At 62.4% G+C, this 20,888-nt stretch carries 18 protein-coding genes and 1 tRNA gene; 12 read left to right on the forward strand and 7 right to left on the reverse strand.

All coding sequences use genetic code 11. The features are described 5' to 3' along the window. Positions 1-67 precede the first annotated feature (67 nt). The 7 genes from argF to JWZ97_RS18820 all read right to left on the reverse strand — a co-directional run bounded on the left by argF (position 68) and on the right by JWZ97_RS18820 (position 7,779). Positions 68-961: an ornithine carbamoyltransferase gene (argF, locus tag JWZ97_RS18790; RefSeq protein WP_205432250.1), complete on the reverse strand. Its 894-nt coding sequence runs from the start codon at positions 959-961 to the stop codon at positions 68-70. A gap of 24 nt (positions 962-985) precedes the next feature. Further along, positions 986-2,152: an aspartate aminotransferase family protein gene (locus JWZ97_RS18795; RefSeq protein WP_205432251.1), complete on the reverse strand. Its 1,167-nt coding sequence runs from the start codon at positions 2,150-2,152 to the stop codon at positions 986-988. A 243-nt stretch (positions 2,153-2,395) separates the two neighbouring features. Then, a complete protein-coding gene (locus tag JWZ97_RS18800) occupies positions 2,396-4,474 on the reverse strand; it encodes a carbon starvation CstA family protein (RefSeq protein WP_205432253.1) in 2,079 nt (692 codons plus the stop codon). Positions 4,475-4,582: 108 nt separating this feature from the next. Next, a complete protein-coding gene (locus tag JWZ97_RS18805) occupies positions 4,583-5,071 on the reverse strand; it encodes a hypothetical protein (RefSeq protein ID WP_205432255.1) in 489 nt (162 codons plus the stop codon). A 30-nt stretch (positions 5,072-5,101) separates the two neighbouring features. Next, entirely contained in the window at positions 5,102-5,443 is a 342-nt protein-coding gene (locus JWZ97_RS18810) for a YdbL family protein (RefSeq protein WP_205432257.1), read from the reverse strand. Between the two features lie 12 nt (positions 5,444-5,455). Then, on the reverse strand, positions 5,456-5,653 hold the full coding sequence (locus JWZ97_RS18815; RefSeq protein WP_205432258.1) for a YnbE family lipoprotein: 198 nt from the start codon (positions 5,651-5,653) through the stop codon (positions 5,456-5,458). Further along, on the reverse strand, positions 5,650-7,779 hold the full coding sequence (locus JWZ97_RS18820; RefSeq protein ID WP_205432261.1) for a YdbH domain-containing protein: 2,130 nt from the start codon (positions 7,777-7,779) through the stop codon (positions 5,650-5,652). Before JWZ97_RS18820 ends, JWZ97_RS18815 begins: the two co-directional genes overlap by 4 nt. A gap of 164 nt (positions 7,780-7,943) precedes the next feature. Here JWZ97_RS18820 and JWZ97_RS18825 point away from each other — a divergent pair. The 12 genes from JWZ97_RS18825 (at position 7,944) to JWZ97_RS18880 (ending at position 20,796) form a co-directional block, all read left to right on the forward strand. After that, positions 7,944-8,019 (forward strand) — tRNA-Ala (locus JWZ97_RS18825). 284 nt (positions 8,020-8,303) lie between these two features. Beyond that, the gene (locus JWZ97_RS18830; protein WP_205432262.1) at positions 8,304-8,519 is read left to right on the forward strand and encodes a helix-turn-helix domain-containing protein; all 216 of its coding nucleotides are present in this window, start codon (positions 8,304-8,306) and stop codon (positions 8,517-8,519) included. Positions 8,520-8,532: 13 nt separating this feature from the next. Then, positions 8,533-10,272, forward strand: coding sequence for a site-specific DNA-methyltransferase (locus JWZ97_RS18835; RefSeq protein ID WP_205432264.1), 1,740 nt, complete (start codon positions 8,533-8,535; stop codon positions 10,270-10,272). A 1-nt stretch (position 10,273) separates the two neighbouring features. Next, positions 10,274-10,534: a DUF4160 domain-containing protein gene (locus JWZ97_RS18840; protein WP_205432266.1), complete on the forward strand. Its 261-nt coding sequence runs from the start codon at positions 10,274-10,276 to the stop codon at positions 10,532-10,534. 21 nt (positions 10,535-10,555) lie between these two features. Beyond that, on the forward strand, positions 10,556-10,810 hold the full coding sequence (locus tag JWZ97_RS18845; protein ID WP_205432268.1) for a DUF2442 domain-containing protein: 255 nt from the start codon (positions 10,556-10,558) through the stop codon (positions 10,808-10,810). Positions 10,811-10,865: 55 nt separating this feature from the next. Then, a complete protein-coding gene (locus JWZ97_RS18850) occupies positions 10,866-11,072 on the forward strand; it encodes an addiction module protein (RefSeq protein WP_205432270.1) in 207 nt (68 codons plus the stop codon). A gap of 3 nt (positions 11,073-11,075) precedes the next feature. After that, positions 11,076-11,372, forward strand: a complete 297-nt coding sequence (locus tag JWZ97_RS18855) for a type II toxin-antitoxin system RelE/ParE family toxin (protein WP_205432279.1) — start codon at positions 11,076-11,078, stop codon at positions 11,370-11,372. Then, positions 11,369-14,074, forward strand: coding sequence for a DEAD/DEAH box helicase (locus tag JWZ97_RS18860; RefSeq protein WP_205432281.1), 2,706 nt, complete (start codon positions 11,369-11,371; stop codon positions 14,072-14,074). Before JWZ97_RS18855 ends, JWZ97_RS18860 begins: the two co-directional genes overlap by 4 nt. Continuing rightward, on the forward strand, positions 14,071-15,525 hold the full coding sequence (locus JWZ97_RS18865) for a DUF3375 domain-containing protein (RefSeq protein ID WP_205432283.1): 1,455 nt from the start codon (positions 14,071-14,073) through the stop codon (positions 15,523-15,525). Before JWZ97_RS18860 ends, JWZ97_RS18865 begins: the two co-directional genes overlap by 4 nt. Positions 15,526-15,552: 27 nt before the next feature. Beyond that, positions 15,553-16,218 carry a DUF4194 domain-containing protein gene (locus JWZ97_RS18870; RefSeq protein WP_205432285.1) on the forward strand — a complete coding sequence of 222 codons (666 nt, stop codon included), beginning with the start codon at positions 15,553-15,555 and terminating at the stop codon, positions 16,216-16,218. After that, positions 16,211-19,603 (forward strand): ATP-binding protein, encoded by a 3,393-nt coding sequence (locus JWZ97_RS18875; RefSeq protein ID WP_205432286.1) that lies wholly within the window; start codon positions 16,211-16,213, stop codon positions 19,601-19,603. The genes JWZ97_RS18870 and JWZ97_RS18875 overlap by 8 nt, the downstream gene beginning before the upstream one ends. Then, on the forward strand, positions 19,600-20,796 hold the full coding sequence (locus JWZ97_RS18880; RefSeq protein WP_240342399.1) for a DUF3322 domain-containing protein: 1,197 nt from the start codon (positions 19,600-19,602) through the stop codon (positions 20,794-20,796). Before JWZ97_RS18875 ends, JWZ97_RS18880 begins: the two co-directional genes overlap by 4 nt. Positions 20,797-20,888 lie beyond the last annotated feature (92 nt).

A 20,888-nucleotide genomic window follows, 5' to 3' on the forward strand; every position in this document is an offset into this window, starting at 1 on the left:
ATGGGCGAGGCGGCCATTCTATCAAGGATGGGATGATCGGGAGCGCGGCTAAGGCCTCACTTCATGCTCACGCCAGCAGGAGTTCCAGCAGGGCTTTTTGCGCGTGCAGGCGGTTTTCCGCTTCGTCCCAGACCACGCTCTGCGGGCCTTCCAGCACCGCGGCGGAGACTTCCTCGCCGCGGTGCGCCGGCAGGCAGTGCATGAACAAGGCGTCGGGTGCGGCCACGGCCATCAGGTTTTCGTCGACCTCATAGCCGGCGAAGGCGCGGACGCGCTGTTCCTGTTCTTCTTCCTGGCCCATGCTGGCCCACACGTCGGTCACGATCAGGTCCGCGCCTAGTGCCGCCTCGCGCGGATCGCGGGTCAGAACGACGCGGCTGCCGGCCTGTTCCAGCAGTTCGCTTTCCGGCTCGTAGCCCTCGGGGACCGCGATGCTGAGCTGGAAATCCAGAACCCGGGCGGCCTCGATATAGCTCTGGCACATGTTGTTGCCGTCGCCGATCCAGGCCACCTTACGGCCGACGATGTCGCCGCGGTGCTCGAAATAGGTCTGCATATCGGCCAGCAACTGGCAGGGATGGAAGCGGTCGGTCAGGCCGTTGATGACCGGAACCCGGGAATATTCGGCGAAGATTTCGACGGTACGGTGTTCGAAGGTCCGCAGCATGATGCCATCGACCATGCGGGACAACACGCGCGCGCTGTCTTCCAGCGGTTCGCCGCGGCCCAGCTGGGTGTCGCGCGGGCTGAGGAAGATGGCCGCGCCGCCCAGTTGGATCATGCCGGCTTCGAAGGAGACGCGGGTGCGGGTGGACGATTTTTCGAACACCATGCCCAGCACCTTGTTCTTGAGCGGCTCGTGGAGGGTCTTGAGCTGCTTGAGTTCGATGGCGCGGCGGATGAGGGCGCGGAATTCGTCGGCGCTGAGGTCGTTCAGGGTAATCAGGTGACGCGGATACATGGAGGCTCCAGCCGTGGACGAGTTTCAGGCGAGATAGGCGAGGACCAGCTCGGACAGCTTCCGAACCAGCAAATCGGCGTCTTCGTCGCTCAGGATCAAGGGCGGCAGCAATCGGATGGTCCGCTCGGCGGTGACGTTGATCAGCAAGCGTTGATCCAGGGCCAGACCGACCAGTTCGCCGCAAGGCCGATCCAGTTCTATGCCTATCATCAGCCCCTTGTTGCGGATCGCGACCAGATGGGGGTTGTTGCCCAGACTGGCACGGAAGTTTTCGACCAGCGTGGCTCCCAGGCTGGCGGCGCGCTCGGCCAGATTCTGCTCGCGCACGGTCTGCAGCACGGCCAGCGCGGCACGGCAGGCCAGCGGATTGCCGCCGAAGGTGGAGCCATGCCTGCCGGCGGTCAGCAGTTCGGCCGCCGCGCCGCGGGCCAGGCAGGCGCCTATGGGCACGCCGTTGCCCAGCGCCTTGGCCAGGGTGAGCACGTCCGGTTTGATGCCGGATTGCTGGAAGGCGAACAGCGAGCCGGTACGCCCGATGCCGGTCTGGATCTCGTCCAGCATCAGCAGCCAGCCACGCTGGTCGCAGAGCGTGCGCAGCTTGGCCAGGTAATCGTCGGCCGGCACGCGTATGCCGCCTTCGCCCTGCACGGGTTCGACCAGGACCGCGACGATGTTTGAGTTGTTTAGGGCGGCGACCGCATCGGCATCGTCGTACGGCACGCGCACGAAGCCGGAGACTAGCGGTTCGAAGCCTTCCTGCACCTTGGGATTGCCGGTGGCGCTCAGGGTGGCCAGGGTACGGCCATGGAAGCTGCCTTGCATCACCACGATGAGCGCTTCGCTGATGCCGCGGCTGTGGCCGTATCGGCGCGCCAGCTTGATGGCCGCCTCGTTGGCTTCCGCCCCGGAATTGCAGAAGAAGGCGTTGTCCAGCCCGCTCGCACTCGTCAGCTCGTCCGCCAGCTTTTCCTGCAGGTCGACCCGGTACAGGTTGGAGGTGTGCATCAGCTTGCCGGCCTGGTCGGCGACCGCGGCCGCGACAGCCGGGTGGGCGTGGCCGAGTCCGCAGACGGCCACGCCGGCCACCGCATCCAGATAGGCCTTGCCTTCTTCGTCCCACAACCAGGCCCCTGCTCCCCGCGCAAAGCTGACGGGCAGGCGGGCATAGGTCGGCATCACATGGCTAGTCATTTCGTGAGTCCCATTAAAAAACAAAAGGCAGTCACTTCGACTGCCCGCAAAAAAAATGAAGGCGGGGATTATAGTGAAAATATCAAGTCAGGCAAGCGTTTGTGTCGACTGAAAACCTGGTTTAGTAAGTTTACGTACCTGCTTTCGGCATGGGCGACCGGTGCCCATCGCCGAAAATTTCATCGCGATATTGCTCAACACTTGGTTCAGCGCCGTCCCTGGCCCCTGAAAAGTCTCCGGGCGTCAATCCCTCACCCAGTTTTCCACCAGCCGGCTGGGCTCGTGCGGCGATTCGCTGGAAGGCAGATGCGGCTTGCCTGCCAGCACGCAGTAGATCACCCGCAGCGTATCCAGCACCAGCACCCAGGTCAGTCCCAGGAATATGGCGGTGAGTGCGGCGTCCAGATAATCGTTGAAGATCAGTTGCGGCGCCTGTTTGGCGGCCTCGGGCAGCAGCCGACCGGCGAGCAGTTTCGCTGACAAGTCGTTGGCGTGGGCCAAGAATCCGATGCGCAGTTCCGGGCTGAACAGCTTTTCCCAGGCGGCCGAGGTGGTGACGGTGATGAGCCAGGCCAGCGGCAGCCCGGTCACCCAGGAATACCGCGCCTTGCCGGATTTCACCAGGATGGTGGTCGCCACGCACAGCGCGATGGCCGCCAGCAACTGGTTGGCGATGCCGAACAGGGGCCACAGGCTGTTGATGCCCCCCAGCGGATCGATCACGCCCGTGTAGAGGAAATAACCCCAGCCTGCGACCACCAGACCGGACGTGAGCCACACGCCGGGCATCCAGCTCGTGCGGCCGAGCGCCGGGACGAAATTGCCCAAGGCGTCCTGCAGCATGAAGCGGGCGACGCGGGTGCCGGCGTCCAGGGTGGTGAGGATGAACAAGGCCTCGAACATGATGGCGAAGTGGTACCACAGCGACAGCAGGCTCTGGCCGAAGGCCGAGGCGAACAAGCTGGCCATGCCCACGGCCAGAGAAGGCGCGCCGCCGGTGCGGGCGAACAGGGTGGTCTCGCCCATCGCACGGGCCAGGTCCGACATCTGCTCCACCGTCACCGGGAAGCCCCAGGCGGAAATCTTGGCGACGGCGTCCGCGGCTTCGCTGCCGACCAGGCCGGCCGGGCTGTTGATGGCGAAATAAACGCCGGGTTCCAGCACCGTGGCGGCGACCATGGCCATGATGGCGACGAAGGATTCCATGGTCATCGCGCCGTAGCCGATGAGCCGCGCGTCAGCCTCGTTGGCCAGCAGCTTGGGGGTGGTACCCGAGGAAATCAGCGAATGGAAGCCGGAGATTGCCCCGCAGGCGATGGTGATGAAGACGAAGGGGAAGAGCTTGCCGCCGAAGATGGGGCCGGTGCCGTCGATGAAGCGGGTCAGCGCGGGCATCTTCACCTCGGGGTGCAGGATGAGGATGGCCACCGCCAGCCCGAAGATAGTGCCCAGCTTCATGAAGGTGGACAGATAGTCGCGCGGGGCCAGCAGCAGCCAGACCGGCAGCACGGCGGCGGCGAATCCGTAGGCGATGACCATCAGCGCCAGGGCCGGGCCGTCGAAGTCGAACCATCCACGCAGGCTCTCATTGCCGTCGATCCAGCCGCCGCCGGCCACCGCCAGCAGCAGCAGGCTCACGCCTATGGCCGTGGCCTCGATCACCCGGCCGGGCCGGATGCTGCGCATGTACAGCCCGACCAGCACCGCGATGGGGATGGTGGCCGCCACAGTGGAGGTGCCCCAGGGGCTGTGTTTCATCGCGTTGACCACCACCAGCCCCAGTACCGCGATCAGGATGATCATGATGGCCATCACCCCCAGCATCGCCGCCGCACCGCCGATCGCGCCCAGTTCGTCGCGCGCCATCTGGCCCAGTGAGCGGCCGTCGCGGCGGATGGAAAAGAACAGGATGACGAAGTCCTGCACGCAACCTCCCAGCACCGCGCCGACCAGGATCCACAGTGTGCCCGGCAGATAGCCGAACTGCGCGGCGAGGGTCGGGCCTATCAGTGGGCCGGGGCCGGCGATGGCAGCGAAATGATGGCCGAATACCACCCAGCGATTGGTCGGCACGAAATCGCGCCCGTCGTTGAAACGCTCGGCCGGCGTGGCGCGGCCGGCGTCCAGCAGCAGAACTCTGGCCGCCAGAAAGGCGCTGTAGAAGCGGTAGCCCAGGGCATACACACAGGCCGCCGCGACGACGAACCATAAGCTGTTGACGGTTTCGCCGCGCTGCAGCGCGATGCCGCCCAAGGCACCCGCGCCGAGCAGCGCTACCAGCGCCCAGAATGCGAGCCGGAACCAGGGATGTCGTCTATTCATGTCGGGTACGGAATTCTTGCGTGAGGAGTGATCGATAGGCACTGATTATGCCTGCTCCGCCTCGCGTGGGGTATGTGCTCGGCGCGAGGGCGAGGTGTCCCGACCTCGCTAGGCGGCAGGGCGCTTTTCGCGGAAGACGAAATAATAAAGGGCGATTCCCACCAGGCCGGCGGGCAGGGCGTTGTAGGTGAGAAACCACCCGGTGTTGGGAAGTCGGTTGACGAAGCCCCAGAACCGGTCCTGCTTGTCCGGAGAATAATCGTTGGGGAGGATGCAGACCCGGTAGGTGTAGAAGCGGCCGTCGAAAGCGAAGCAGCGAGCGGTTTCCTTCATGAAGAATTCGCTGTACTTCGGTGCGATCGTGTCGTCGCCGTACACGGTTTTGAATACGTGCTGGGCCGCATTCAGGCGGCCGGGTTCGCGGCCCGGATTGCGCGAGAACTCGAAGGTATGGTTCTCCCCGGACTCCGAAACGGTGTAGGGGAATTTCTCGCCCGCGTATTCGTAGACGAACTCGGCCGGCGCCGCCTGTGGCAGCTTGTACGCGCACATCAGCGAGGCCGCCAGGGCCAGTTTCGAGCTCAGATTCTTCGTCATGGGTCGTCGTGCTCGGGCGTCGGCATTCGTCTAACGCTTGCTCCAGCCGGACGGCGTTTGCACGTATTGTCCGGCCGGGGTTTGCCCGATGACTTTCTGTGCGGTGAGTCGTCCGACTTCGCTTGGACTGACGCCGTTTTTCCGCGCGATCCGCTCGTATTCGGCATGGCGTTGGCTGTTGATGCTGTCGACCAGGGATTTTACGTCCGGCGGCGCATTGGCGTTGACCAGGCCCAGATAGCCGTCGAGTTGTTCGCCCACCCAGCCCTGCGCCTTCGCCTGGGACAGGTCGGCGGCCGACAGGGGAGTCGCCGCGAGAGTCAGGAAACCCGTCAAGGCCGCGGCCAGTATGAAATGCAGATGCTTGTCCATGGCCATGTCTCCTTAAAACAAGCCTTTCTTGGTCGTAATCAGTTCTTCCACGTCTTTTTCGATCCTGAGCCGGATCTCGTGCTCGATCTTGACGTTCATCGTGATTTCGATGGGCTTGTCGGGTGCTTCGACCTTGACGGAGGGCGTGCATCCGCCTGACAGGATTAGGGTGGATAGCATGGCGCCGGCGAAAGCTGCTGGCCTGGTCATCGTTTTTTCCTCGCCGCCGGTGGCGGCACGGGGTTGGGGCGGGTTTGCGATTGTTCGAGTTTCTGGGTCTGCACCCATTCCAGCACCGGGTGATCGAAATCGCCGGTAAGCAGGCTCTCCCTGAGCAGGGCTGGCAAATGTCCCTTGAGGTTCAAATTCAGCGCCAGGGGATGGGCATTGAGCAGGCCCGGGTTATGCCCTTCCATGCGCAGGTTCAGGCCATAGTCGCCGTTGGCGAGATAGTTCAGCCTGGCCGTGAGCTTATCGTACAGCAGGTGGCGGAGTGCCTGGAAGGCGATGTTGTCACCCGCGGGCAGGGAATGCCGATATTTAAGCAAGCCTCCCTGTGTTGCTTCGAGCCTGCCGTCGTGGATTTCCAGACTCGGTGGGCGGATCGTCAACACGATGGGAAGCTCGCCGGCCACGGTTCCGCTGCCCGCGAGCCCCTTCTGATTCAGACTTTGCAGCAGGCGGGCGAGGTCGAGCCCCGCGATGCGGATGGAAGTCTGTACCGGTCCGCCGTCCAGCAAGAGTACGGTCGGGACGAGTTCCACCCGGCCGCCGAACAGGTTCAAGCTCATGCCGGCGATGTCGACCCGATTCGGGACGAATGTCGCTTCGGTTCGCAAGCGCGTGGCGGCCAGGGTGGGCGACAGGCGCAAGCTGGCCGCTTCCGCGACGACTCGCCCGCTGCGATCGGCCAGGTCGTCCAGCTTCAACTCGGCCCAGGCGTTTTCCAGGCGCGCGTTTTTCATCGCCAGCGAAATATCTTCCAGCGCGATCTCGGCCTTGCCTTGCAGGTCGCCGGGCCGCCACCGGAGCAGCGCGGAGCCGCGCGCCCGCCCGCGTTCGGCCCGCCAGCTGCGGTACGGCTCGGGCATGGCGGGTGCGGCCATATCGAGCAACTCCGCTGCGGAAACCGAGGCGAGCGCGTCGACTTCCATCGCTCCCCGGCGGGGAAGGCGTATGTCCGCCCAGGCGACGGCTTTGCCGAAATGGGACAGGGTGGCGTTCAACAGGGCCCCCCGTTCGTTGATTTGCGCGGACTGGATGGCCAGTTCGGCATCGCCGAGACGGAGCGCGTCGTTGGATAAGGCCAGGCCAGAAATGACCAGTTGGCCGCTGCCGCTCCAGCTGTCTCCCGCAGCGGCTTGCCAGTGCATGCGGCCCCGCGCTTGGCCGCCATCGGGTCGCCAGCCGTCGGGCAGCCAGTGCGAAGCCAGATCGAACAGTGCCCGCGCGGGCAGGTCGATGTTCCCTTCGGCCCGCATGGCACCCGTCTTCGGGCGCTCGAGCGAGATGTCCGCGAGCACCTGATGGTCGCGGAGGAGCCGTCCGTCGATATGCGTGTTGCCGCCACTTTTGTCGGACTGGATATGCAGGGAAGCTCCCCGTAGGGCGTCGGCAATCTGCCCGGATGCGCCGGCCGACGGCCGCTCGAGCGGAGGAATGATCGAGCCGAGATTTTCCAGCAGGCGGCCGCTATCTTCGGCGTCCAGTTCGAAGCGGAATCCGCCGTCCGCCTGCGCGGCGTATTCCAGTGTCAGCAGCACCGGGCCGGAGTGCCCGGCCAGGCTGGCTTGGAAGCGGTCGGGCAGCAGGGTCGCCCGGATTGCCTGTTCGGGGCCGTCCATCGTCAGGCTTGTCCGCCCGTGATCGTCGCGCAAGGCTTCCGCGCGTCCGGAGAATTCGGCGCGGCCCCAGGGGGAGTCAACCTCCCAGACCAGTTGTTCGATGGAACCGTGCTCGAACGGGAAAATCAGCGGGCCGGAATTCGCCGGTCCGATCGCAGCCTGGTCGCGATAGCTCAGGCGCACGTGGGCCCGAACGATGTTCATGCCGACCAGTTCGAGACGCGCGAGGGAGTAATCCACCCGCATATCGTCGAATTCCATTTCGGCGGGACCCAGCGCGGAAGACAGAGTGAAGCCCGCGTGCTCCAGCCTCGCTTCGCTCCAGCCTACCGATTTCAGCTTCAGCCGGGGAGAGCCCAAGCCCGTTTGTTCCGCCCAGCGCAACAGCCCGGTTTCTACCGCCAACGGCAGGTAGTATCGGGTCGCCAGGCCTGCGAGCAGCAGCGATAAACCGGTAATTACGAGGTATCGATATCGGCGTATGGGGGTCAAGGATTCTACTGGGTAGCGATGTGGGGGTACGCGGCGGCAGCCGGAGTTTGCGCACGGCACTGCCGGCGAGCCATGAGTTTGCGGCGGTTCCTAGACGAAGGAAAGTGGGGTCGCCGCTGCGCCGCTTGAAATGTTGCTCATACCCGTATAATTTGCCCCATATTGGGCCGATAGCTCAGCTGGGAGAGCGCCGCGTTCGCAATGCGGAGGTCGTGAGTTCGATCCTCATTCGGTCCACCAATCACAAGGGCTCGGATAGTCTCCGGGCCCTTTTTCTTGCCTGAAATTCTCGCGTGGCGCGGGGTTCTGGCCATCCGTGCTGCGCGGCTGCCTTGCCGGGGTCATCGACCTGACTATCGGCCGCACCACTACCTTATTCCGGCGTTGATCCAGCCCGAAGCCAAGCGAATGGTGATGCTCGGAGCATCGAGCACTCGCCCGGCGTGCGGCAACCTGATAAATTGCGATTTTTGCGATTGAAACCGACTTTATGCGATTTGAACAACCGATGCCGGAGCGTCGCTATGACTGAACCGTGGGTATCTGTCGACCAGATTGCCGAGCATCTGGGCGTGACACGCGACTCGATCTATCGCTGGATCGACCGCAAGGGTCTGCCCGCGCACCGCCTGGGTCGGCTGTGGAAGTTCCAGGTATCCGAGGTCGATGATTGGGTGCGCGCGGGTGGCGCGGATGAAGAAAAACACGGTGATGCCCCCAGTGCATCGCCTCGCAAGTAGAGGGACGGCCTGAATGCCCACATTGAACTGGATCGGCAAGGAAGCCGTCGTCAAACACCATAGTGCCGTACCTTTCAGACTGCTGGAGCCGGTGCCTGAGCTGTCTTGCCCCCCACGCCCCACGGGAGAGCTGTCGGCGGGGATGGCCAGCGGCAACCTCATCGTGCAGGGCGACAATCTGCACGCGCTCAAGGCGCTGCTGCCGCGTTACGCGGGGCAGGTGAAATGCATCTACATCGACCCGCCGTACAACACCGGCAACGAGGGCTGGGTCTACAACGACAACGTCAATAGTCCCGAGATTCGTCGTTGGCTGGGCGAAGTGGTGGGCAAGGAAGGTGAGACCCTGGACCGCCACGACCGCTGGCTGTGCATGATGTATCCGCGGCTGGTGCTGCTGAGGCAGTTCCTGCGGGAGGACGGGGCGATTTTTGTTTCCATCGACGACAACGAGGTGGCGACGCTACGGTTGTTGATGGATGAGATTTTTGGGGCGAAAAATTTCGTTGCCACGGTGTTATGGCAGAAGGTGTACGCACCAAAGAATTCGGCTAAGCACTTCTCCGAGGACCATGACTTTATAGTGGTGTACGCGACCAATGCCGAGCGTTGGAAACCGAATCTAGTTAATCGGGGAGAGAAACAAGATAAAGCGTATAAAAATCCGGACAACGATCCGCGAGGACCATGGCGAGCCGATGGGATGTCAGCTCGAAACTTCTACAGTAAGGGGCTATACACCATAACCTGTCCGTCCGGAAGGGCTATTTCAGGACCACCGAAGGGGCGCTATTGGGTTTATTCGGAAGAAAAGTTCCGTGCGCTCGACGCGGATAATCGTATTTGGTGGGGGGTGGATGGAAACAACAATCCTGCGGTAAAGCGTTTTATCTCAGAGGTGAAGCAAGGAGTGGTGCCTCAGACTTTATGGATGTATGACGAGGCCGGGCACACGCAAGAGGGTAAGAAAGAACTCTTGGAAATTCTGGAATTTGACACGTCGGGCGATGTCTTCATCACCCCAAAACCCACCCGCCTGATCCAGCGCATCCTGCAAATTGCCACCGATAAGGATTCGTTGATCCTCGACAGCTTCGCCGGTTCCGGTACCACCGGCCACGCGGTGCTCAAACAGAACGCCGAGGACGGCGGCGGCCGCCGCTTCATCCTGGTGGAGATGGACGAAAACATCGCCCGCAACGTGACCGCGGAGCGCGTTCGGCGGGCGGTGCAGGGTTATGCCAAAGGCGCCCTCACCCCGGCCCTCTCCCAGGGGGAGAGGGAGAAAAATCGGGTCGAAGGCCTGGGCGGCGGCTTTCAGTTTTGCCGCCTGTCCGCCGAGCCCTTGTTCACCGCCGACGGCCAGATACGCCCCGATGTGAGCTACGCCCAACTGGCCGAATTCGTCTGGTTCGCCGAAACCGGCACGGGATTTATGCCCTCATCCCCCGCCCTTCTCCCAGAGGGAGAAGGGCGCCAAGAGCCCCTCGCCCTCTGGGAGAGGGGGTGGGGTGAGGGCTCTTTGTCCCCCTTGTTAGGCATCCACGAAGGCCGCGCCATCTATCTGCTCTACAACGGCATCCTCAAGGACAAATCGCCCGCTGGCGGCAACGTGCTGACCGGCCCGGTGTACGAGCTATTGCCCCGGTTCGATGGCCCCAAGGTGATCTACGCCGCCGCGAACCGCATGGGCGCACGGGCTGCGCGGGAAAACATCGCTTTCAAGCAGACGCCGTACGCCTTGGAGGTGTGACATGCCTATCGTTAGCCAGTTTTACGGCATCATCATCCGCATGTTTTTCGACGAACATGCGCCTCCGCACTTCCATGCCCAATATGGCGAATACAAGGCTACCATCGACATTCGCGCGTTAACCATCGTCGAAGGCCGGCTGCCGCGCCGCGCATTGGAACTGGTGTTGGATTGGGCCGAATTACATCAGGCAGAGTTACTGGAGGACTGGGACCTGTGTCAAGGACACCAGCATCCGAACCGGATCAGGCCCTTGGAATAGAGAAGAAGAGGAGTAATGCCTATGAACTCCGATGTGGTCGATGTGCAGTTGATTGGACATCTCGAATTCACCGTCACGTTCGCCGATGGATTGACCGGACGGGTTCGGATGTTGCCCTCCCACTTATATGGGGTGTTCGAGCGCTTGAAAGATCCGGAATTTTTCAAGTCCGCTCGGGTGGTGGATGGCTTTGTGTCTTGGCCCGGTGAAATCGATCTCGCGCCGGACGCGATGCATGCCGCCATTCGAGAACGGGGGGAATGGATATTGTCGTGAGCGGTATTTTGTTACGGTGTGGCCGGAGTAAAGCAGACAATAAGCGAGATGACTCATGAGTACCGAAGAAATCATCAATTCCGCGCTGAAACTCGCTCCAGAAGAGCGTTTTGAATTGATAGACCGGGTGCTGCATAGCCTGGATCGCCCCGATCCGGAAATCGATCGCATCTGGATCGAAGAGGCGGAGCGGCGTCTTGCCGCTTATCGCGCCGGAGAAGCGAAGGGAGTTCCGGCGGAAGACATTTTCGGGGATTTTTAATTGATGCGCGTGGAGTTTTCTCCAGAGGCGAAGGCCGAGTTCGAGGAGGGCGAGCGTTTCTACGAGCGGCAAGTACCTGGCCTGGGTGCTCGATTTCGGGAGGAGGTAAAGCAGGCATTGGTGCGTCTGCGAACCTGGCCCTTGGCCTGTCCGGTGGAGAGGGGCGATATTCGGCGATATATTTTGAGCCGTTTTCCCTACAAGCTTCTTAATTCGGTGGAATCCGACCGGATTTACATCATCGCCGCGGCTCATTCGCATCGGGCGCCGGATTATTGGATCGAGCGTATCAGCCCATGACGGTTTCCTTCTCGCCCAAAACCTACCAATCCCAAGTCCTCGAAAGCGTCGAGGCGTATTTCCAAGCCTGTCACGAATTGCCATCGCCTTCGATTGCCTTCACTACGACCACTGAACGGCTGTGGGGACGCGGCAACCCGTACAACCCGCTGTCTGGCTTTCCGACCGACATGCCGTATTTTTGCTTGCGCGTGCCCACCGGCGGCGGCAAGACCTGGCTGGCGGCGAAGAGCGTGGCCCTGGTCAATACGCATCTGTTACGCTGCGAGCACAGCGTGATCCTGTGGCTGGTGCCCAGCAAGCCTATCCGTGAACAGACGCTCAAGACCCTGAAGGATCGAACCCACCCCTACCACGCCGCTCTGCGCGAGGCTGGCCCCGTCAACGTGATGGATCTGGAAGAAGCCAAGAGCGTGACGCGCGCCACGCTGGACACGTCGACCACCATCATCGTGGCCACGCGGCAGGCATTTCAGGTGGAGGAAGAGGAATGCCGCAAGGTGTACCAGTCCAGCGGTGCACTGATGCATCACTTCGACAAGCTCTCACCCACCCAGCACGATGAATTGCTGAGCGAGGGCGAAGGTGCGGAGCGCACCACACCCTATTCGCTGGCCAATGTGCTGCGCCTGCGCCGTCCGTTCGTGATCGTCGACGAGGCGCACAACAGCCGTACGGAACTGGCGTTCGACATGCTGGCGCGCTTCAGGCCCAGCGGCGTGATGGAGTTGACCGCCACGCCCGATCTGGAGCGCACGCCCAGCAACGTGCTGCACAGCGTCTCCGCCGCCGAGCTGAAAGCGGAGGAAATGATCAAGCTGCCGGTGGTGCTGGAAACCGAGCCGAACTGGCAGCAGTGCCTGGCCGATGCCATCGGCCGCCGTGATGCCCTGCATAAGCTGGCGGACGAGGAACGCCGGGCTGGCGCGGCTTATCTGCGGCCGCTGGTGCTGATTCAGTCGGAACCGCGCCGCGCGGGGGTGGAGACCCTGGATTTTGAGAAGGTGCGCCACGAGCTGATCACCAACCACGGTGTTCCGGCCAGCGAGATCGTGGTGGCCACCGGCGAGGAAAAAGGACTGGAGCAGATTGACGCCAACTACAAGCCGGGCATCGCCGACCCGGCCTGCCCAGTGAAGTTCGTCATCACCCAAAAAGCATTAGCCGAAGGCTGGGATTGCCCCTTCGCTTACGTCCTGGTGAGCATGGCCTCGCTGCATTCGGCCACCGCGGTGGAACAGTTGCTTGGGCGCGTGCTTCGGCAACCGGGCGCCAGCCATCGGCAGGCCAAGGCATTGAACCAGTCCTATGCCTTCGTGGTGTCGCGTAACTTTGCCGAAACCGCAGCGGCCTTGCGTGACCGCCTGGTGGCGGGTGCCGGCTTCGAGAGGCGCGAGGTGACCGAATTCGTTACCGCCGCCAAGGCCGAGCAAGCGCGGCTGGATCTGGATGGCCACGCTGGGCGTGTCGTCGTTCGGCCGGTAGCGATTACCTTGTCGGAAAAGCCCGATCTGAAGAGCGTGCCCAAGCCGGTGCGCGACAAGGTTAGCTGGGACGGCAAGCTCAACACGCTGACAATCAGCACGCCACTGACCGAGGATGAAGCCGAAGTCCTCAAGGCATCGGTCAGCTCCGAAACGGCTGCGGCGGCCATAGTGGAGGCGGCAGAAGTCAGCCGCACCACGGCCATTGAATTTTTCCAGACGCCGGCTGAGTTGGGGGAGCGGTTCCGCGTGCCGCAACTGGCGTTGCGCGTTCAGGGCGAGCTGCAATTGTTCGATGACCCGGAGGTGCTGGAGTATCCCTGGGACTTGTCGTTCTACGATGCAGCGCCAACGGCCGATGACCTGACGGCTCTCGGTGCCGCGCTGAAAGTTTCCGAAGGCGGTGAAATCGACATCGACGGCAGCGGCAAGGTCATTTCCCGCTTTCTGCCGGAATTGCAGCGCGATCTTGGTCTCGTCTATCAGCCGGAAAATTGGGATGAAGTGCGTTTGGCCGCCTGGCTGTGCCGCAACCTGCCCGAGCCTTCGCTGACCCATGCCAGCAAGCAAGCTTTCGTGGCGGCTTGGCTGACCGAGCTGCTGCGCCGGGAGGGCTACACGTTGGCCCGCGCCAACCTGCAGAAGTTCCTGATCCGCAATTTGATGGAGGCGCGCATCCGGGAGCTGCGTAATCAGGCGGTCGGCCAGGCGTTCCAGCAGGCTCTTTTTGCGGATTACGCCGCATCACGCGTGGCCGTGACCGATCATTACGCTTTCGAGTTTCACGCCCAAGCCTATGCGCCCAGCCGCGACTACGACAGGCGATTCGGACATTTCGATTTCCGCAAGCACTTCTACGGGCGCATGGGCGACTTCGACAGCAAGGAGGAGTTCGAGTGTGCCTGCTGGCTGGATATCCAAGCCCAGCAAGGCCGTATCCAGTTTTGGGTACGCAACCTTGTACGGCGTGAAGGCAGCTCGTTCTTCCTGCAAAAGGCCGACGGTCGTTTCTATCCGGATTTCCTCTGCCAGTTGCCGGGTGCGGAAGGCGAACCCGGACCTATCCTCGCCGTCGAGTACAAGGGGGCGGACCGCTGGAATTCGGCCGAGGATGACCGCTTGATCGGCGGCCTGTGGGCCAATCTGTCCGAGGGACGCTGCCGTTTCGTGATGGTTAAAGACAAGCGCTGGGATAGCATTGAGCCACTGCTGCAATGACGCTTGATTTCGCCACCCTCGACGCCTTGCGCACCCACCACCCCGCGTGGCGGTTGCTCCGTTCGGATCATGCGCCGCTGCTGGCGAGCTTTCTGCGCCGGGTGTTTGTGGTGCCCAATGTGCGGGTGATGGCCTCGGCCGATCTGGCCGAGGCGCTGGAGGACGAGCTGTATGCCCTGCGCCTACAACTGGGAGAGGCGGCATTCCCGAAGCCGGCGCTGGAGTACCTGAACGACTGGGCGGCGCCCGACAAGGGCTGGCTGCGGAAGTTCTACAAGCCGGGTACCGACGAGGCGCAGTTCGATTTGACGCCGTCGACTGAGAAGGCCATCGCCTGGTTGGCGCAATTGTCCGAGCGGCAGTTCGTCGGCACCGAATCCCGGTTGCTGACCCTGTTCGACCTGATCAAGCAGATGAGCGAAGGCAGCGAGGCCGACCCGGTCAAGCGCATCGCCGAACTGCGTAAGAGGCGCGATGAGATTGATGCCGAGATCGCGCGGGTGCTGGCGGGCGAAATGCCGCTGCTGGACGACACGGCGCTGAAGGACCGCTTCCAGCAATTCATGCAGGGGGCGCGGGAGTTGCTCACCGATTTTCGCGAGGTGGAGCACAACTTCCGCCAGCTCGACCGGCGCGTCCGCGAGCGCATCGCATTATGGGAAGGCAGCAAGGGAGAACTGCTCGAAGAGATCATGGGCGAGCGCGACGCGATCGTCGACTCCGACCAGGGCAAGAGCTTCCGCGCCTTCTGGGATTTCCTGCTGTCCAGCCGTCGCCAGGAGGAGTTGACCGAATTGCTGGACCGGGTGTTGGCCTTGCCCGTCGTGGCCGATCTGAAGCCCGATGCCCGTACGCGCCGCGTGCACTACGACTGGATGGAGGCCGGCGAGCACACCCAACGTACCGTGGCAGCTTTGTCGCAGCAATTGCGGCGCTTTCTCGACGACCAGGCCTGGCTGGAGAACCGCCGCATCATGGATATCCTGCACGGCATCGAGAGCAAGGCGCTAGCGCTGCGGGAGATGCCGCCGGCCGGCAACGTGATGGAGTTGGCCGAATCCTGCGCCGACATCGAGCTCGCGATGGAACGCCCGCTGTTCACCCCGACGGTGAAGCCAGTCATCGCCAGCTTGGCCTTGCAGGCGGGCGAAGAGGATATCGACCCGTCGGCTCTGTTCGATCAGGTGGTGGTGGACAAGGCTCGGCTGACCCGCCACATCCGTCACGCCTTGCAAGACAAGGCGCAGATTACCCTGAGAGAACTGGTGGCCACCCAGCCTTTGCAGCAGGGACTGGCCGAATTGGTGGCCTATCTGCAATTGGGCAGCGACTCCTTCAGCGCCGTGGTGGATGAGGGCATGATCGAAGTTATCCCGTGGGCGGCCGTGTCGGCCGATGGCGAGCATGTGACCCGAAACGCGCGACTGCCGCGGGTGATCTTCACGCAGTGAATGGAGCAGGCCCCATAGAGGCAAGCAATGGAAGAAGAATTTACCAGTACCTCGCCTACGCCTACGCCCGCAGCCGATTTGTCGGTGTTGCTGATCGGTCTGCTCAAAGGCGTGCTCTACCGGGAAAACGACGAACGGCAATGGGCGGCCCTGCTCAATCTGCAAGCACGGGTGCGAGACTACGTGGCCGTGCTCAACCTCGACCTGGTACTGGACGAAGCCGAAGGTTACGCCTTCCTCAAGAGCCGCCCCGAGCCTGCTGAAGACGATACGGCGCCGCGTCTGCCGCGGCTGGTGGCACGCCGGCCCTTATCCTTCCCGGTAAGTTTGTTGCTGGCCTTGCTGCGCAAAAAGCTGGCCGAGTTCGATGCCAGCGGCGGCGATACGCGCTTGGTGTTGAGCCGCGACGAGATCGCGGAACTCGTGCGGGTGTTTCTGCCGGCTGGCCCCAACGAGGCGAGGCTGATCGACCAGATCGAAACCCACATCAACAAAGTGGTGGAGCTTGGCTTTCTGCACAAACTCAAGCCTGCTTCAACCGGGACTACCGTTCCAGCCAGCTACGAGGTGCGGCGCATACTGAAGGCCTTTGTCGATGCGCAATGGCTGGCTGAATTCGATGCCCGACTGGCCGTCTACCAGTCCGACTTGTCGGAGCCGGCAAGCACCGAGGAGGGAAAAGGTCATGAATGACCAGCAATCCCTGGAATTGGACTTCGTCGCCGACGACGCACTGTCGGGTTATCGCCTGATGAGGCTGGAAGTGCTCAACTGGGGTACCTTCGATGGTCGGGTATGGACGCTGCAACTGGACGGCAAGAACGGCTTGCTTACCGGCGACATCGGTTCGGGCAAGTCCACCCTCGTGGACGCCATCACCACCTTGCTGGTGCCGGCGCACCGCATTGCCTACAACAAGGCGGCCGGAGCCGACAGCAGGGAGCGTACCCTTCGTTCCTATGTGCTCGGACACTACAAATCCGAGCGCAACGAAATTACCGGCGCGGCCAAGCCGGTGTCCTTGCGCGACCACAGCAGCTATTCGGTCATCCTCGGGGTGTTCGGCAACGCCGGTTACAACCTGACGGTGAGCCTGGCGCAGGTGTTCTGGATGAAGGAAGCCCAGGGACAGCCGGCACGCTTCTTCGTGACGGCGGAGCGCGGTTTGGCTATCGCGTCGGACTTCGCCCAGTTCGGTTCGGAGATCGGGCAGTTGCGCAAGAAATTGCGGGGGCAGGGCGCGGAACTGCACGACAGCTTTCCGCCCTATGCGGCCTGGTTCAGGCGCCGTTTCGGCATAGAGAACGAGCAGGCGTTGGAATTGTTCCACCAAACGGTGTCGATGAAATCGGTCGGCAATCTCACGGACTTCGTACGCAGCCATATGCTGGAGCCGTTCGATGTGGTGACTCGCATCAAGGCCCTGATCGGCCATTTCGACGACCTTAACCGCGCCCATGAGGCGGTGCTCAAGGCACAACAGCAGGTGGAACTGCTGACGCCGCTGGTGGCGGATTGCACGCGTCATGGAGATCAGGTGGCCGAGGTGAACCGTTTGCGCCATTGTCGCGAGAGTCTGCGGGCACATTTTGCCGGCCTGAAACTGGGGCTGTTGGACAAGCGCCTACGCCTCCTGAACGAAGAATGGGAGAGAGTGGATGGGCAGGTGTGGCGACTGGACTCCTCGCGCGAAGAGCAGGGCCGCCAGATCGACGAGCTGAAGCAGGCCATCAACGACAACGGTGGAGACCGCCTGGAGCGGCTCGCGGCCGAGATCCGCGCGAAGTCGCAACTGCGCGATACGCGCAAGGCCAAGGCCGGACGATACGGCGAGCTGGCAGCCGTGTTGGGCGAAACCATGGGCACGGACGACGCCACCTTTACCGCGCAGCGGGCGCAATTCAGAAGCTGGCGCGAGGATGTTCGTAACCGTGACGCCGATCTGCAAAACGCCCTGACCGAACACGGTGTGACTCTGCGGCAGGGCAAGCAGGAACACGACCAGCTGTCGGCTGAAATCGAAAGCCTCAAGCGCCGACGCAGCAACATCGACGACACGCAAATCCAGATACGCGCCGCACTGTATGCTGCATTGAATCTGAACGGGGACGACATGCCGTTCGCAGGCGAGTTGATCCAGGTACGTGATGACGAGCGCGACTGGGAAGGCGCGGCCGAACGCTTGCTACGAGGCTTCGGCCTATCGCTGCTGGTGCCCGACGTCCGCTACAAGGCCGTGGCGGAATGGGTGGATGGTAGCCATCTGCGTGGGCGCCTGGTGTATTTCCATGTGCGGCCGCGCAAGGCGGGTGAACTGCCCGAACTGCACCGTGATTCCTTGGTGCGCAAGCTGGCCATCAAGCCCGATACGCCCCACTACGACTGGTTGGAACGCGAACTCGCCCACCGTTTCGATGTGGCCTGCTGCGCCACCCAGGATCAATTCCGCCGCGAGACGCGCGCCGTCACCCGCGCGGGCCAGATCAAGGATCCGACAGGCCGTCACGAGAAGGACGACCGCCATCGCATCGACGACCGCAGCCGTTACGTGCTGGGTTGGACCAACAGTGCCAAGATCGCCGTAATGGAAGCCAAGCGACGCCAGCTCGAAACCCGCCTAGAGGAGTTGGGCGGTCAAATGGGCAAGATCGACGCGGAGCGCAAGAGTTTACGGGGTCGGCTCGACGCGCTGGCCGGGCTGGAGGAGTTCACCGCCTTCGAAGAATTGGACTGGGCCAGCGTGGCGGCGGCGATCGCTACGCTGGAAGACGAGCGCCGGGCTTTGGAATCGACGTCCGATGTGTTGAAGGAATTGAACGGGCGGCTGCGGGATCTGCAGCAAGCGCTCAAGGAGACCGAAGCCGGATTGCGGACCGCACTCGAAAAACGCGGTGACGTACTTCAGCGCCAAAAAGCAGCACAAGATCTGCACCAGCAAACTGCTTTGCTCCTGCAGGACGCTGCTATCGATCCACCGCTTTCGGCCACTTTGGAAACTATGCAGGCCGAAGCGCTCGGCGAGCATCAGCTGACCGTTGAATCCTGCGACAACCGTGAGCAGGATGTACGCAGCTGGCTTCAAACCAGGATCGACAACGAAACCAAGGCGCTGAACCGCCTGGCCGAAAAGATCATCAAGGCCATGGCGTCCTTCAAGGAGGCATTCAAGCTCGAAACGGCGGAAATGGATGCCAGCCTCGAAGCGGCCTTCGAGTATGAGAGCTTGCTGACGCAGTTGAACAGGGACGACCTGCCGCGCTTCGTGGTGCGTTTCAAGGAACTGCTCAACGTCAACACCATCAACGAGATCGCCAACTTCAACGCCCAACTGGCCCGCGAGCGAGAGACCATCAAGGAGCGCATCGCCCACATCAATAAGTCCCTGGGCGAGATCGACTACAACCCCGGACGTTACATCGTGCTGGAGTCGCAGGCCAGCCCCGATGCGGAGATCCGTGACTTCCAACAAGAACTGCGCGCCTGTACCGAGGGTGCGGTCACGGGCTCGGAGGACGCCCAGTATTCGGAAGCCAAATTCCTGCAGGTCAAGGCCATCATAGACCGCTTCAAGGGACGCGAGGGTTTGACCGAAGCGGATCGTCGCTGGACCGCGAAGGTAACGGACGTGCGCAACTGGTTCCTGTTCGCCGCCTGCGAGCGTTGGCGCGAGGATCACAGCGAGCACGAACACTACTCGGATTCCGGCGGCAAATCGGGAGGTCAGAAGGAAAAGCTGGCCTACACCATACTGGCCGCCAGCCTGGCTTACCAGTTCGGGCTGGAGTGGGGCGCAGTGCGCTCCCGTTCGTTCCGCTTCGTGGTCATCGACGAGGCCTTCGGCCGGGGCTCGGATGAATCGGCGCAATACGGCCTGAAGTTATTCCGCCAACTCAACCTGCAACTGCTGATTGTCACGCCACTGCAGAAGATCCACATCATCGAGCCCTTCGTGTCCAGTGTGGGTTTCGTGTACAACGAGGGTGGCCGAGCGTCCAAGTTGCGCAACCTGTCCATAGAGGAATACCGGGTGCAGAAAGCCAACATGACAGCGCAGGCCGTGCAGGGCATTGCGCCGTGACTTGGACGACTCCGAAGGACTTGAAGGTGCAACTGGCGCGGATGTGGGAACGGGGCGAGTTGTTGCGTGACGCGGTGACGGGCCATGCGCGATTCCCCTTGCGCCTGACCCTCAAAGCCCCGGGTTCTACGGACATCACGGATCGCTTCGAGTCGGTGCGCGCCTGGGCGGCGGAGCTGGCGACGGCCGCCCCGATGCGCGTGGAGTGGCGGGAGGTGCGCCACCGGGTTCAGGGGGTGCAACGCCTCCCATCCAGCGTCTGGATCGACTCCATGGAGAACGCGCTGACTTGGCTGGGCAGACGCCGTGACTGGGAGCGTTTCTCGGCACTGGTCGCTGCGACGAAGGTCGCGCATCCGGCATTGCTGTTCTGGCTTGAACGGCATCCGCTGCAAGCCTTGGAGTTGGCGGACGATTGGCCCCGATTGCTGGCCGTGGTGGGCTGGCTCATGGCTCATCCCCGTCCCGGCATCTACCTGCGCCAGGTGGACTTGCCCGGCGTGCACAGCAAATTCATCGAGACCCACCGCAGCGTATTGACCGGCTTGCTTGATCTGGCGCTACCCGGCGATGCCGTGGATCTCACCAAGACCGGCGTCGGCCAGTTTGCCACGCGCTACGGTTTTCTGGACAAACCGCCGCGTATTCGCTTCCGGGTGATCGATCCGGAAATCCAGTCGGTCCGTGGGCTGGTCTGCCCCGACATGACACTGGATGCCGACAGTTTCAGCCGTCTGAAGTTGGACGTTCGCCGCGTATTCATTACCGAGAACGAAACCAACTTTCTGGCCTTTCCCCGCGCAAAGGAGGCCATAGTGATCTTCGGGGCCGGTTACGGCTGGGATGCTCTGGCGCGCAGCCTTTGGCTGAAAGATTGCGCCATGTACTACTGGGGTGATATCGACACCCACGGGTTTGCCATTCTGGATCAGCTGCGCGGTCAGTTTGCCCACGTCGAATCATTCTTGATGGACCGGGAAACCCTGAATGTGCACGCCGCCGTTTGGGGTGTCGAGGACAAGCCCGTGCTGGCCGACTTGTCCAGGCTGATTGCGGACGAGTGCGCACTTTACGACGATCTGCGCGACAATCGCATCCGCCAGAGCCTGCGCCTCGAGCAGGAATACGTGGGCTTTGGCTGGCTGAGCAAGCGACTGGAAAGCCTGCTGAAGCGCGCTGACCAGGTCGAGTAAGTCGTCCTGGTGATTTACAGTGTGTCTGGCAGCCAAGTCATCATTTATCTGATAGTGGATGGCCGGCGCGACATGCCGTCGGTGCTGGCTCG

Source organism: Methylococcus sp. EFPC2 (genome assembly GCF_016925495.1).
Classification (GTDB): domain Bacteria; phylum Pseudomonadota; class Gammaproteobacteria; order Methylococcales; family Methylococcaceae; genus EFPC2.